This window comes from Actinophytocola sp. (assembly GCF_036402745.1).
Lineage (GTDB): Bacteria > Actinomycetota > Actinomycetes > Mycobacteriales > Pseudonocardiaceae > Actinophytocola.
This window is the reverse complement of the sequence record NZ_DASWSJ010000386.1, coordinates 1-13,816: the sequence shown is the minus strand read 5'-3', so window position 1 is coordinate 13,816 and position 13,816 is coordinate 1. Positions and strand designations below refer to the sequence as shown.

Below are 13,816 nucleotides of genomic sequence, written 5' to 3'. Positions count from 1 at the left end.
CGCCCTCGAGCGCGCCGGGGGATGCCCCGCCCTCGGTCCTGTCGGCCAGCGCCACGGCCACACCTCCTCCGGAGACAGGTGGCGGTCCCAGAGCGGCTACCCGGGGTCGGCACGTCCAACCGGGGAACGACGTTTTCTTTTGGCCGCGCCGCCGGCCCGACCAGGGCCGCCGCGCTTCTCCACAGTGGACCTGGTCCGCCTCCCCGGGATTTAAAGTGTGCGTTGCGTTCCGGCGAATGTTGTGGGTATCGGGGTGGGTGGTGGCTGGGTGCCGTCACGGTCCCCTGAGGTTCCGGTGGTCGGCGCAGTCGGCGCAGTCGGCGCAGGACTTCACACGATGATCTACGAGACAGGCCTTAACCGACCGCCGGGAGGGCGCGGCACAGCGCCTCGGGGAAGTCCGGGCGCGCCGTGCGGACCGGCGCGCAGCCGGCCTCCTTCCCGCCGGCGACCGTGTCCCAGCCGTGTGGTCCGAAGTGGAGGAACAGCCGGGTGGTCTCGCTGGGCACGTCGCAGACCGGCGCGCCTTCCGCGGGTGGGCAGTCACCGGCCGCGCGGTTGAGGTCCAGCACGAGCCAGGTGCCGTCACACCCCAGGACGTCGCGGATACTCCGCACGCGCTTGACCGGCACGTCCATCCCGAGGACCGCCTGGTCGACCCACACCGGGTCGCAGTGGTCGGCCGGCGGGTGGCAGCCGAGGACGTCGTCGCACTCGCGGTACCCGGGGCCGGCCGTCGGCGCCCACGCCGGGCTCGTCGAGTTGAGGAGGAGCACCCGCCGGCCCAACGGTTTCGCGACCCGCATGGTGACCTCGGCGGTGGCGCGGTCCGGGCAGCCGCCCAGGACACCCGAGTTGGCCGAGGAGAAGACCACGTTGGCGTAGATGACGTCCGGGCGGTCGGGCTCCTGGTCCTGGAGCAGCTCGATGCGCAGGTCGCGCGCGCAGAGCGGGTCGCCCGCGGGCAGGTCCGCCACGACGGCGACGCTCCGCTCGTCCACCCGCCGCACGCCGACGACCTCCGCGGCGGACGTTGGTCCACTCCGGGGGCCGGGGCGTGACCGGTGCCGCCGCTTGCCCGTCCCCACGCCGAATCACCGTCACGGTGACGACGAGCGCCGCCACCACCGCCAGCGCGACCACCCAGTGCCTGCCCATTCGCGGCCCCTCCCCAGTGGGAACCCAGGTTACCGGCGGACGGCGCGTTCGTTCCCGGCTACGGCAGGTGGTCCTGAGTGGATCTTCTACAGCCGGGCCTGCAGGGCTTCGGCCGCCGCCAACAGGTCCGCCGCCCAGCGGGCGCCCGGACGGCGGCCCATCCGGTCGATGGGACCCGAGACCGACACTGCCGCGACAACAGCACCACTCGCATCACGGACCGGCGCGGAAACGCTGGCTACTCCCGGCTCACGCTCGCCCACGCTCTGAGCCCACCCGCGCCGCCGGACCTCCAGCAGCGCGCGCTCGCCGTACACCGCGTCGGCCAGCAGGGTGCGCTGCGTGGCGGGATCGGTCCACGCGGCCAACACCTTCGCGCCCGAGCCCGCCGTCATCGGCAGCCGGGCGCCGACGGGAACCGTGTCCCGCAGGCCACTCGGCGGCTCGGCGGTGGAGATGCAGATCCGCTGCGCGCCATCCCTTCGGTACAGCTGGACGCTTTCCCCGGTGCGGTCGCGCAGCCGCGGCAGCACCGAGCTCGCGGCGTCGAGCAAGGGATCGACCGCGCCGCCGGCGAGCTCGGCGAGTGCCGCGCCCGGGCGCCACCGGCCGTCGGATCCCCGGCGCAGCAGGCGATGCACCTCCAGGCCGACCGCGAGCCGGTGTGCCGTCGCCCGCGGAAGGCCCGTCCGGGTGCAGAGCTCGGCCAGTCCGCACGGCTCTTTGGCGACCGCCTCGAGAACGGCCATTGCCTTGTCGAGTACGCCGATACCGCTATGCTGTCCCACGTCTCGATATTATGTTCCCGCTATATGGGAAGTCCAGTCTCCCGGATCGTGGGAACGCTCGTTCTGGAAGTCGATGGTGAAACCACATGGCGAAGACGCTTGCCGAGAAGGTATGGGACCAACACGTCGTTCGGCGGGGAAGTGGTGCCGAACCGGACCTGCTCTACATCGACCTCCATCTCGTCCATGAGGTGACCAGCCCGCAGGCGTTCGACGGCCTGCGCCTGGCGAACCGCGGGGTGCGCCGGCCGGACCTGACCATCGCGACCGAGGACCACAACGTCCCGACGATCGGCATCGAGCTCCCCATCGCGGACCCGGTGTCCAAGACGCAGGTGGACACGCTGCGCAAGAACTGCGCGGAGTTCGGCATCCGCCTGCACCCCATGGGTGACGCGGAGCAGGGCATCGTGCACATCATCGGACCGCAGCTCGGGCTCACCCAGCCCGGCACCACCGTGGTGTGCGGCGACAGTCACACGTCCACGCACGGCGCGTTCGGCGCGCTCGCGTTCGGCATCGGCACCTCCGAGGTGGAGCACGTGCTCGCCACCCAGACCCTGCCGCTGCGCCCGTTCCGGACGATGGCGATCACTGTGGACGGCGAGCTGCGGCCCGGCGTCACGGCGAAGGACGTCATCCTCGCGGTCATCGCGAAGATAGGCACCAGCGGCGGCCAGGGCCACGTGCTCGAGTACCGCGGCCGCGCCATCGAGCAGCTCTCGATGGAGGCCCGGATGACGGTCTGCAACATGTCCATCGAGGCCGGCGCCCGCGCGGGCATGATCGCCCCGGACGACACCACGTTCGCCTACCTGAAGGGCCGCCCGCACGCGCCGGCCGGCGCCGACTGGGACGCCGCCGTCGCCGCGTGGCGCGAGCTGCGCACCGACGACGACGCCGAGTTCGACGCCGAGGTGCACATCGACGCGAGCGCGCTCACCCCGTTCGTCACCTGGGGCACCAACCCCGCCCAGGGTTTGCCGCTGTCGGAACGGGTTCCCGACCCCGAGCAGCTCACCGACGAGAACGAGCGCGTCTCCGCGGAGAAGGCACTCTCGTACATGGACCTCACACCGGGCACGCCGCTGCGGGAGATCGCGGTCGACACGGTCTTCCTGGGCTCGTGCACGAACGGGCGAATCGAGGACCTGCGGGCCGCCGCGGACGTGTTGCGGGGCCACAAGGTGGCCGACGGGGTGCGGATGCTCGTGGTGCCCGGCTCGATGCGGGTGCGGGCGGTGGCCGAGTCCGAGGGCCTGCACACGGTGTTCACCGACGCGGGCGCGGAGTGGCGCGCGGCCGGCTGCTCCATGTGTCTTGGCATGAACCCTGACCAGTTGCAGCCGGGCGAGCGCAGCGCGTCCACATCGAACCGCAACTTCGAGGGCCGGCAGGGCAAGGGCGGCCGGACCCACCTGGTCTCGCCCCTCGTGGCCGCCGCGACCGCGGTGCGCGGCACGCTGTCCTCGCCCGAAGACCTGCTTGCAGGGTCGAGCGTCAACACCGAAGACCTGCTTGCAGGGTCGAGCGTCAACACCGAAGATCTACTTGCAGGGTCGAGCCTCAGCACCGAAGACACCCAAGACCTGACCTGAGAAAGGGGCAAACGACCCATGGAACCCTTCACCACACACACCGGCGTCGGGGTACCCCTGCGCAGGTCCAACGTGGACACCGACCAGATCATCCCGGCCGTGTACCTCAAGCGGGTGAGTCGCACCGGTTTCGAGGACGGACTGTTCTCAGCCTGGCGTGCTGATGATCACTTCGTGCTGAACCTGGAGCCCTTCCGGGCGGGCAGCGTCCTGGTGGCAGGCCCGGACTTCGGCACCGGCTCGTCCCGCGAGCACGCCGTCTGGGCCCTGTCCGACTACGGCTTCCGGGTCGTCATCTCGGCCCGGTTCGCGGACATCTTCCGGGGCAACGCGGGCAAGCAGGGGCTGCTCGCGGCCGAGTGCGAGCAGTCGGACGTGGAGCTGCTGTGGAAGCTGCTCGAGGCCGAGCCGGGCACCGAGGTCACCGTGGACCTGCGGGACAAGACCGTGCGCGCCAAGGACTTCACCGCGCCCTTCCAGATCGACGACTACACCCGCTGGCGGCTGCTGGACGGGCTCGACGACATCGCCCTGACACTGCGCCACGAGGACTCGATCGGGGCTTTTGAAGGGGGTCGGCCGAGGTGGACGCCGACCACCTCTACACTCCCCTCCTGAGTGGCCGCCGAATAGCCGCCACGCAACAGAATCCGGTACCCGTAGCGGGGAATTTGGGCGAGTCGCGTGGAAATTGTGGCGATATAGGCATACGGTGGCCAGAAGTCGGCCGGATTGGCCGAGAACGCAAGTGTGGTCAACGGAGGACTGAAGGGTGAACAAGGCCCAACTCATCGAGGCGCTCTCGGATCGCCTCGGCGACAAGAAGGCCGCAGGCGCTGCGGTCGATGGTCTCGTCGACGTGATCGTGCGCACGGTCAACAAGGGCGAGAAGGTCAACATCACCGGCTTCGGTGTGTTCGAGAAGCGCGCGCGTGCTGCCCGCACCGCCCGCAACCCGCGCACCGGCGAGACGGTGCGGGTGAAGAAGACGAACGTGCCTGCCTTCCGCGCTGGCACGACGTTCAAGGATGTGGTGAGCGGCGCCAAGAAGCTGCCGAAGGTCGCCTCGACGCGTTCGGCCGCCAGCCGCACCGCGTCCACCACGGCCGCACGCACGACCACGCGCACCACCGCCACGCGTCCGGCCGCCAGCCGGGCCACCGCTGCCACGACCCGCACCCGGGCCGCGGCCGCGAAGCCGACCACCCGCGCCACCGCGGCGAAGTCGACGGCGACGAAGGCCGCCCCGGCCAAGACCACCGCCAAGAAGGCCGCTCCGGCCAAGGCGACGGCGGCCAAGGCCACCGCGGCGAAGGCCACCCCGGCGAAGGCCGCCGCCCCGAAGAGGGCCACGGCCACCAAGGCGACAACCAAGGCGACCGCCAAGGCCCGCCCCGCCGCGAAGAAGACGACGACCCGCAAGAAGTAGCTCCACACCGTCCGAAGGCCACCCACCGATCGCATGGTGGGTGGCCTTCGGCATGTCCGCACAACGCCCGCGTGCCGGGGATTGTGGTGGTGGGGCGCCTCGCTGGTGGACTGTGGCGGGAGTGGGCTGGTCGTGGGCGCGCCCACGCGACCGCCTCGCCGGGCAAGGAAAAGCGGCGCGGAGCAGGGGATCTGTTCCGGCGCTGGAGGTTGGGTGAGGTCGCGGCGCGGCACGGCTCGGCCACCACCGGGCGTCCCGGCTCCGGCACAGGAACTGTGTCGGGGGTTCTCAGGAATGGGGTTCTCGTGACGATCCGCCGATCCGCCTATCCGGCTCGTGAACGGCTCGCGTCGAACTCGCCGAACCCTAAGGGTTTCTCAGATTTCGCGGTGTCCGGAGAAGCGGGCGGCGCATTCCGGCGCCATTCACGGTTTCGGGACGTAGTCCGCCGCCACTAGTCGGGGGCCACCGTCGATGGTGAAGAACAGGGCCCACATGCTGCCCTTCTTGCTCACCACCTTGCCCAGTGCCAGGCCCGACAGACTGGCCACACGCGACACCAGGTCCGGGATGACCCCACCCTGGCTGCACACCACCGCCGTGCCGGGGCCGCGGGCGATCTCGAGGAACCGCTCGACCGCCGCCTCCTCCGCACCCTCGTAGCCCTTTTCGGACAGCAGCGGCTCGGGGTGCACCCGCGAACCCAGTTCCTCGGCCACCTCCCGCACCGTGTCCACGCACCGCACCAACGGCGCCGCGTACACCCGCTCCGCCCCGTAGAGCCGAGCCAGCGCGGTGATCGCCGGCACCTGGCGCCGCCCGTTCGCCGACAGGGGCCGTAGGTCGTCCGTGCCCTGCCACTCGGTGCGGCTGCCGGCCTTCGCGTGCCGGACCAACAACACGGTGTTGAGATCCGCTGGCAGCGCGGTGAACTCGGCGACGATCCGCTCGTCGTGCTGGTAGGTCAGCAGCTCGGGGGCCTGCTCGGGCGGCACCCAGCGCAGCGCGTCGACCTCGTCGTTCGGCTCGAAGGTGCCGGTGCGGGCGCGGGCGGCGTAATACTCGACGACCTTCGTCGCGGGCTCGGGGCGGGTGACCGGGTAGCGCACCCGGCCCAGCCGCCGGCCCAGCACGATGCCGAACCCGGTCTCCTCGGCCACTTCCCGCGCCACCGTGAACCGGGACGACTCGCCGCGCTCCAGCTTTCCTTTGGGCAGGCTCCAGTCGTCGTACCGTGGCCGGTGCACGAGCGCGATCTCGACGGTCTTCCCGGTCCGGTCCCGCGCGTCCGGCCGCCACAGCACGGCGCCGGCCGCGGAGATCTCCCGTGCCATCGACTAGCCCTGCGCGAGGTGCTGGGCCAGCAGCCGCGCCTGGTGGTCACGAACGGAGGAGCCGTCCGCGGGCGACGGCGCCCACTCTCCGCTGGGCTTCAACACCCAGCACCGGGTGGCCGGGTCGAGCGCCGAGTCGAACACGGCGTTGAGCTGTGCGGTGAGCTTCGGGTCGGTGATCCGCACCTGCACCTCCACCCGGCGGTCCAGGTTGCGGTGCATGAGGTCCGCGCTGCCGATCCAGTGCTCGTCCGAGCCGACGAAGTGGAAGATCCGCGAGTGCTCGAGGAACCGGCCGAGGATGGACCGGACCCGGATGTTCTCCGACAGCCCGGGGATTCCCGGCTTGAGCGCGCAGATCCCGCGCACCACGATGTCGACCTCGACCCCGGCCTGCGACGCCCGGTAGAGCGCGTCGATGACCTGTTCGTCCACCAGCGAGTTGATCTTGATGCGCACCCCGGCCGGCCGCCCGGCGCGCAGGTGCTCGATCTCGCGCTCGATGAGCTCGACGATGCCGCGCCGGATCCCGTACGGCGCCACCATGAGGCTGCGGTACTTGTCCTGGCGCGCGTAGCCGGTGAGCACGTTGAACAGGTCGGTGAGGTCCGCGCCGATCGACGGCTCCGCGGTGAGCAGGCCGACGTCCTCGTACAGCCGCGCGGTCTTGGGGTTGTAGTTGCCGGTGCCGATGTGGCAGTAGCGCCGGATGACCGAGCCCTCCTGGCGCACGACGAGTGCGGTCTTGCAGTGGGTCTTGAGGCCCACCATGCCGTACACGACGTGCACGCCCGCCTTCTCCAGCGTGCGGGCCCACTTGATGTTGGCGACCTCGTCGAACCGCGCCTTGATCTCCACCAGCGCGACGACCTGCTTGCCCGCCTCGGCCGCGTCGATGAGCGCGTCGACGATGGGCGAGTCGCCGGAGGTGCGGTAGAGCGTCTGCTTGATGGCCACCACCTTGGGGTCGTTGGCCGCCTGCTCGATGAACCGCGGCACGCTGGTGGAGAACGAGTCGTACGGGTGGTGCACCAGCACGTCGCCCTCCTCCCGCAGCGTGGCGAACACGCTCTTGGGCGACTCCCGCTCGCCGAACGCCGGATGCGTGGCCGGCACGAACGGCGGGTCCTTGAGCTCGGTGCGGTCGACCCCGTACAGCTGCCACAGGCAGGACAGGTCGAGCAGGCCCGGCACCACGACCACGTCGTGCGGGTCGACCTCGAGCTCCCGCAGCAGCAGTTCGAGCATGTGCTCGCTCATGTCGTCGGCGATCTCCAGGCGCACCGGCGGGCCGAACCGGCGCTGCGCGAGCTCGCGTTCCAGGGCCTTCAGCAGGTCCTCGTCCCGGTCCTCCTCGACCTCGAGGTCGGCGTTGCGGGTGACCCGGAACGCGTGCACCGCGGTGACCTGCATGCCGGCGAACAGGTCGCCGAGGTGTGCCGCGATGAGCTCCTCCAGCGGGAGGAACGTGGAGTACAGGTCGTCGCGGCGGTGGTCGATGGGCACGAGCCGCGAGACGTTGTCCGGCACCTTGACCCTGGCGAACCGCTCGCCGCCGCCCGACGGGTCGCGGACGGTGACCGCGAGGTTGAGCGACAGCCCGGAGATGTAGGGGAACGGGTGCGCCGGGTCGACCGCGAGCGGGGTGAGCACCGGGAAGATCTGCTCGCGGAAGTACCGCGACAGCCGCTCGCGCTGGTCGTCGTTGACGTCGGTCCAGCTGGCGATCCGGACGCCGTGCTCGGCGAGCCTGGGCCGCAGCCGCTTCTCCCACGCGGCGGCGTGCTGCTCGACGAGCTCCTGGTTGCGCTTGGAGATGTAGGCCAGCTGCTCGCGCGGGGTGAGCCCGTCGGCGCTGCGCACGGTGAGCCCGGTCTCCTCGCGGCGCTTGAGCCCGGCGACCCGGACCATGTAGAACTCGTCGAGGTTGGACGCGAAGATCGCGAGGAACTTGGCGCGCTCGAGCAGCGGCTGCGACTCGTCCTCGGCGAGCGCGAGCACCCGCGCGTTGAAGTCCAACCAGGACAGTTCGCGGTTGAGATACCGGTCGTCGGGCAGGTCGGTCTCGGCCACGTCCGGGGTGACCGCCGGCGGCGCGGACGGCACCCCACGCGGTTCCGGCGTGGTCGCGTTCCCGTCGGTCCCGGGTGGCTCCGTGACCGCGGGCGGGCTGCCTGGCTGCTCCATGCTCTCGGTGCTCACAGCCTCATTGTCCAGCAATTACGGCCCGGTGGTGCACCCGCGCTCGAACGGCCGGGTGAACTCTGCCGCGGGCCGTGGTAGAGCCCCAGCAAGAGCCACGGTTCTGGGTCCGAGACCGAGCCCGGCGGCCACCGCCAGGTCCTCGGCCGTGTCGACGTCACAGCGCAGCGAGTCGAGCTCGGCGCCGACCGGGACCGCACCGCTCGCCGCGTGCGCGGCCGCCGAGCCCACCCCGAAGCGCGGGTCGAGCGGCCCGCCGGGGGCCGACAGCAGCAACGTCGTGCCCGTGCCCGGCCGGTCGGCGCAGAACGCCCGCCGGCCGCGGGCCCGCGCGACCGCCTCGGCCAGGTCCTCGGCACGCAGCGCGGGCAGGTCCGCCTGCAACGCGCCGACCACCCCGCGGGTGTCGCGCTCGCGAAGCACGCCGGCGCCGTGGGCCAGCGCGGCGTTGAGGCCGGGCAGGCCGCGCTCGTCGACGCACTCCACCCCGGTGCCGCGCAGCGCCGCGGGCACCCGGGCGTCCTCGCACACCACGAGCACCCGCCGCACGCCCCCGGCGCCCACCGCCGCGGTGACCGTGTCGACCAGCAGGGCGAGCACCAGGTCGGCGTGCGGCTCGACCGCACCGCGCAGCCGCGACTTCGCCCGGTCCAGCCGCTTGATCGGCACCACCAGGTCCACCAACTGATCCACGCGCTCCATCGTGCAGGACGGTGCGGTACCCGCGCCGCCCGGCCGGGGCATACTCACGGACAACCGTGAACGAGGAGGAAACAGGTGCCGCGGCGAATCGAGAAGAGCGGGTTCTGGGTATGGGTCACCGCGTTGATCTTCTATCCGATCTCCTGGATCGGGAAGACAACCCCGCGCGGCGGTGAGCAGATCCGGCGCGACGGCGGCATCCTGCTGGTGATGAACCACATCTCCCACCTCGACCCGCCGGTGGACGCGGTGTTCGTGCACCGCAACGGCCGGGTGCCGCGGTTCCTGGCCAAGGAGAGCCTGTTCCGGGTACCGGTGTTCAAGTACCTGATCGGTGGTGCCGGCAGCATCCCGGTCGCCCGGCGCTCGGCCGGCGCGGCGGACAGCCTGCAGGCGGCCAAGGAGGCCCTGCGGGAGGGCAAGGTGGTGGTGATCTACCCGGAGGGCACGATCACCAAGGACCCGGACGGCTGGCCGATGCGGTCGCGGACCGGGGTGGCGCGGCTGGCGTTGGAGACCGACGCGCGGGTGCTGACCGCCGCCCGCTGGGGGACCAACCACATCTTCAACGGCTACACCAAGAAGTTCCGGCCCGTCCCGCGCAAGAAGATCCACATCCACGTGTCGGAGCCGGTCGACCTGTCCGCGTACAAGGGCAAGCCGCTGACCAACGACCTGCTGCGCGAGGTCACCGACCTGCTGATGGGCCGGATCCGGGACGAGCTGGCCGAGATCCGCGAGGAGCCGGCGCCGGCGGGGTTCTACCTGCCGTCCCGGGTGGCGCGGCAGAGCAAGGCCACCGACGACAGTGCCACGGACGGTGCCACCGACACGGCCACAGACGGTGCCGCAGACGGTGCCTGAGATGGGTCCGATCGCGGTCTTCGGCGCCGGCTCGTGGGGCACGACGTTCGCGAAGGTGCTCGGCGACGCCGGCTGCGACGTGACGCTGTGGGCGCGGCGGCGCGAGGTCGCCGAGGCCATCGCCGCGGACCGGGTGAACCCGGACTACCTCCCGGGCGTCACGCTGCCGCTCGGCCTGCGGTCCACATCGGACCCTCGGGTGGCGCTGGAGGGCGCGGCCGCTGTGGTGCTAGCGGTGCCGAGCCAGAGCCTGCGGCACAACCTCACCGCGTGGCGCAGGCTCATCGACCCGTCGGCCACGCTGATCAGCCTGGCCAAGGGGGTCGAGCTCGGCTCGCTCAAGCGGATGAGCGAGGTGGTCGTCGAGGTGCTCGGCGTTCCGGAGAGCCAGGTGGCGGTGGTGTCCGGGCCGAACCTGGCCAAGGAGATCGCCGCCGAGCAGCCGACCGCGTCGGTGATCGCGTGCACCGACCACGACCGGGCCGTCGCCGTGCAGCAGGCGTGCACCACGGGCTACTTCCGCCCGTACACGATCACCGACGTCGTCGGCTGCGAGCTGGGTGGGGCCTGCAAGAACGTCATCGCGCTGTCGTGCGGGATGGCCGGCGGGCTCGGCTTCGGCGACAACACGCTGGCCACGCTGATCACCCGCGGCCTCGCCGAGACGTCCCGGCTCGGGGTCGCGCTGGGGGCCGACCCGATGACGTTCGCCGGGCTCGCCGGGCTGGGGGACCTGGTGGCCACGTGCTCCTCGCCGCTGTCGCGGAACCGGACCTTCGGCGAGCGGCTGGGGCGGGGGGAGTCGGTGCAGCAGGCGCAGCTCGCCGCGCACGGGCAGGTGGCCGAGGGCGTGAAGTCGTGCTCCTCGATCCGCGAGCTGGCCCTGCGGCACGGGGTGGAGATGCCGATCACCGAGGTGGTGCACCGCGTCTGCCACGACGGGTTCGACCCGCGGGAGATGGCCGGGGAGCTCATCGGCCGCAAGACCAAGCCCGAACGCTGACCCTCCCCGCCCCCGGTCAGGTGAGGTCGAACGTCATGATCGTCGGCGTGGTCGGCTTCGGGGAGCCGCCGGCCGGCTCGACGGTGATGCCGACCTCCTTCGCCGAGTCGATGCCCGTCACCTCCAGGTTGGCCCGACCGTCCCGCGGCACGATCAACCCCGCCGACCGGGCGCCGTCGCCCGCGATCGTCCACGCCTGGTAGTCGTGCCCGCTCGGCGCCGGCGGCAGGCCGTCGGCCAGCAGCAGCATCCGGTCGGCCGACAGCGACATCACCGCGGTCATCCGCCCGCTCGCCGCGTCGCCCTGGCGCACGACCTGGACGTCGCCCGCGCGCAGGATGCCGGCCATCGCCTCGGCCTGGTTCCGCGCGTCCTCGGTCGAGTTCTGCGCCCGCACGAGGAGCTCCCCGAGCACCCCGGACACCAGCAGCAGCACGGCGGCGGCCGCGACCGACAGCCGCAGCGCCCACGACCTCGGCGGCCGGCGCAGCGGCACCACCGCGCCCTCCGGCGGCAGCTGGCGGACGTCGCGGAGCCGGGCCATGACCGCGGGCCTGAGCCGCGGCGGCGGGGTGGCCGCGACGGCGGTACCCAGTCGGGTGGCGGTCTCCCGCAGCTCGGCGACCTCCTGCCGGCACGCGTCGCATTCCCCGAGATGGCGCTCGAACACGGCCCGCTCGTCCTCGGACACCGCGTCCAGCACGTAGGCACCCGTCAGTGCGTGCACGTCCGCGTTCATCAGGCCACCCCCAGGCAGTCGCGCAGGCGGATCAAGCCGTCCCGCAGCCGGGTCTTGATGGTGCCGAGCGGCGTGTCCAGCAACTCGCCCACCTCTTTGTACGTGCGCCCGCCGTAGTAGGCGAGCATCACCGACTCCCGTTGCAGCTCGGTGAGCGTGCCGAGGCAGCGGCGTACCTGCTCCTGCTCCAGCCGGGTCGTCACCTGCTCGGCGACCTCGTCGAACGGCCGGCCGACATCGCGCCGGCCCACGTGGTCCTCGCGGTCGGCCGACGCCTGCGCCGAGCGCACCCGGTCGACGGCCCGCCGGTGCGCCAAGGTCATCGCGAACGTCAGCACGCTGCCGCGCTCGGCGGAGTAGCGCGCGGCGGACCGCCACAGCTCGACCATGACCTCCTGCGCCACCTCCTCCGACTGCGCCGGGTCCCGCACGATGCGCCGGATCGACCCGAACAGCGGACCGATCAGCACGTCGTAGAGACGCTCGAACGCCGACTCGTCGCCGCGGCCGACCCGCCGCATCAGCTCCGCCGGGTCCGGCGCCACCCCCTCGGCGTCCGCCCGCGTCCGCCGCATCCGTTCTCCCATGCCACCCTGCTCTCGCTCGGCCTCTCCGGGATTCGGAGCCCGCCGGCGTTCGGATTGGCCAGCGTCCCACGGGGTGGACCGTCTTGACCGGGGTGAGCCCGGCTGCTTTCCTGATGGCGTGTCGACAAATGTGCGCAACAGCCGGCGGGGCTACCTCCACCTCCGCCGGGTCGCCAGCGCGCTGTGTCCCGCTCGCTGATCGAGCCGCCGACCCGTCACACCTCCCGAGAAGGCCGTTCTCCCATGTTCGCCGTGCCCCCGAACACGATCCCGTCCGCCGCGTCCGCGCCGATCGTCCACCCCGCGCTGATCGCCCGCGAGTACGCCACCCACCGCGAGCGGTGGGCGCACCTGCTGCGCTACGACCCGGACGAGCGCTTCACCGCGCTCGTGCACCACACCCCCGAGCAGGAGGTGTGGCTGATGAGCTGGCTGCCCGGCCAGCACACCGACCTGCACGACCACGGCCGGGCGAGCGGCGCGTTCACGATCGTCTCCGGCGAGCTCACCGAGCACGTGCTGCACCGCGGCAGCACGCACCTGGTGACCACCGGCCAGTCCCGCGTCTTCGGCCCCGGCTACGTGCACGAGGTCCGCAACGAGGGCCCCGACCCGGCGGTGAGCCTGCACGTCTACCGCGCCGTGCGGACGATGAACAGCTACCTCCCACTGTCCCGCGTCTCGTAAGGCGTGAGCGGAGCGAACCGTTCAGCACTGTGAGCGGGAGCGCCGGAGCGTTCGCCGTCTTTCCTCCTCACGTGCTCGGCGCGACGCGCCTGCGCCGAGCATCGCACGGCGTAAGACGGTGAGTAGCGCAGGACCGAAGCGAACCATCAGACACAGGGCCGCTCCGTCACATGCGCGGGAACGTCCACATCGGACGGTAGTTCGGGGCAGGGTTGCGGCTCGCCCCAGGTCCGGTGCAGCGGCAGCACGCCCGCCCAGGCGAGGCCGTTGCGTTCCGGGGTCAGGTCGTCGGGCTCCTCGCCGGGTGGGCCGGTGCGGATCTTCACCGCGGCCTCGGTGAGGTCCAGCGCCAGCACGGCGGTCTTCGCGAGCTCCTGCTTGCTGGGCTCGCGCGCGTGGTCCCACGAGCCCGGCGCGAGGTGCTCGGTGATCACGGCCAGCGCGGCCAGTTTCGCGTCGGGGTCGGTGAGCTGCCGGGCCTGCCCGTGCACGGTCGCGGACCTGTAGTTCGCCGAGTGGTGGAACACGGCCCGGCTGTAGACGATGCCGTCGAGCAGCGTGACGTTCACGCAGACCTCCGCGCCGGCCGCCGCCGCCCGCAGGCTCGCGGCGCCGGTCGAGCCGTGCACGAACAGCGTGTCGCCGGCGCGGCCGTATCCGGTCGGGATGACGATCGGCGCGCCATGGGCCACGAAGGCGAGGTGGCAGATCAGGCCGGCGTCCAG

The 13,816-nt window shown here is 71.8% G+C and carries 13 protein-coding genes and 1 pseudogene; 6 read left to right on the top strand and 8 right to left on the bottom strand.

Features of this window, described 5'->3' with window-relative positions; all coding sequences use genetic code 11:
• Positions 1–356: 356 nt before the first annotated feature.
• Together VGD70_RS34445 and VGD70_RS34440 are read right to left on the bottom strand one after the other, a co-directional pair.
• Positions 357–1,010: a hypothetical protein gene (locus VGD70_RS34445; RefSeq protein ID WP_331088913.1), complete on the bottom strand. Its 654-nt coding sequence runs from the start codon at positions 1,008–1,010 to the stop codon at positions 357–359.
• A gap of 234 nt (positions 1,011–1,244) precedes the next feature.
• Complete coding sequence (locus tag VGD70_RS34440; protein WP_331088911.1) at positions 1,245–1,946, bottom strand: IclR family transcriptional regulator; 702 nt, start codon at positions 1,944–1,946, stop codon at positions 1,245–1,247.
• Between the two features lie 86 nt (positions 1,947–2,032).
• Here VGD70_RS34440 and leuC point away from each other — a divergent pair.
• The 3 genes and pseudogenes from leuC to VGD70_RS34425 form a co-directional block, all read left to right on the top strand.
• A pseudogene (gene leuC / locus VGD70_RS34435) lies at positions 2,033–3,430 on the top strand (3-isopropylmalate dehydratase large subunit); the annotation flags it as partial.
• A 132-nt stretch (positions 3,431–3,562) separates the two neighbouring features.
• Positions 3,563–4,162: a 3-isopropylmalate dehydratase small subunit gene (leuD, locus tag VGD70_RS34430; RefSeq protein WP_331088909.1), complete on the top strand. Its 600-nt coding sequence runs from the start codon at positions 3,563–3,565 to the stop codon at positions 4,160–4,162.
• Positions 4,163–4,316: 154 nt separating this feature from the next.
• Entirely contained in the window at positions 4,317–4,973 is a 657-nt protein-coding gene (locus tag VGD70_RS34425) for an HU family DNA-binding protein (protein WP_331088907.1), read from the top strand.
• A 425-nt stretch (positions 4,974–5,398) separates the two neighbouring features.
• On the opposite strand, the gene VGD70_RS34420 is transcribed toward VGD70_RS34425, so the two are convergent.
• The 3 genes from VGD70_RS34420 to cofC are packed head-to-tail and all read right to left on the bottom strand — an operon-like array spanning position 5,399 to position 9,211.
• A complete protein-coding gene (locus VGD70_RS34420) occupies positions 5,399–6,307 on the bottom strand; it encodes an NUDIX hydrolase (RefSeq protein ID WP_331088905.1) in 909 nt (302 codons plus the stop codon).
• Between the two features lie 3 nt (positions 6,308–6,310).
• Positions 6,311–8,494, bottom strand: coding sequence for an RNA degradosome polyphosphate kinase (locus VGD70_RS34415; RefSeq protein WP_331088915.1), 2,184 nt, complete (start codon positions 8,492–8,494; stop codon positions 6,311–6,313).
• 33 nt (positions 8,495–8,527) lie between these two features.
• On the bottom strand, positions 8,528–9,211 hold the full coding sequence (gene cofC, locus VGD70_RS34410; RefSeq protein WP_331088903.1) for a 2-phospho-L-lactate guanylyltransferase: 684 nt from the start codon (positions 9,209–9,211) through the stop codon (positions 8,528–8,530).
• 75 nt (positions 9,212–9,286) lie between these two features.
• Between cofC and VGD70_RS34405 the strand changes: the two genes are divergently transcribed.
• Complete coding sequence (locus VGD70_RS34405) at positions 9,287–10,075, top strand: lysophospholipid acyltransferase family protein (RefSeq protein WP_331088901.1); 789 nt, start codon at positions 9,287–9,289, stop codon at positions 10,073–10,075.
• 1 nt (position 10,076) lies between these two features.
• Positions 10,077–11,078 carry an NAD(P)H-dependent glycerol-3-phosphate dehydrogenase gene (locus VGD70_RS34400; RefSeq protein WP_331088899.1) on the top strand — a complete coding sequence of 334 codons (1,002 nt, stop codon included), beginning with the start codon at positions 10,077–10,079 and terminating at the stop codon, positions 11,076–11,078.
• A gap of 16 nt (positions 11,079–11,094) precedes the next feature.
• On the opposite strand, the gene VGD70_RS34395 is transcribed toward VGD70_RS34400, so the two are convergent.
• Positions 11,095–11,817: an anti-sigma factor gene (locus VGD70_RS34395; protein WP_331088897.1), complete on the bottom strand. Its 723-nt coding sequence runs from the start codon at positions 11,815–11,817 to the stop codon at positions 11,095–11,097.
• Positions 11,817–12,392 carry an ECF RNA polymerase sigma factor SigK gene (gene sigK / locus VGD70_RS34390; RefSeq protein ID WP_331088896.1) on the bottom strand — a complete coding sequence of 192 codons (576 nt, stop codon included), beginning with the start codon at positions 12,390–12,392 and terminating at the stop codon, positions 11,817–11,819. Before sigK ends, VGD70_RS34395 begins: the two co-directional genes overlap by 1 nt.
• Positions 12,393–12,647: 255 nt before the next feature.
• Here sigK and VGD70_RS34385 point away from each other — a divergent pair, with 255 nt between their 5' ends.
• The gene (locus tag VGD70_RS34385) at positions 12,648–13,091 is read left to right on the top strand and encodes a cysteine dioxygenase family protein (RefSeq protein WP_331088894.1); all 444 of its coding nucleotides are present in this window, start codon (positions 12,648–12,650) and stop codon (positions 13,089–13,091) included.
• Between the two features lie 146 nt (positions 13,092–13,237).
• Here the strand turns inward: VGD70_RS34385 and VGD70_RS34380 are convergent.
• The coding region (locus VGD70_RS34380) for a pyridoxamine 5'-phosphate oxidase family protein (RefSeq protein ID WP_331088892.1) at positions 13,238–13,816 on the bottom strand (579 nt) is incomplete at its 5' end.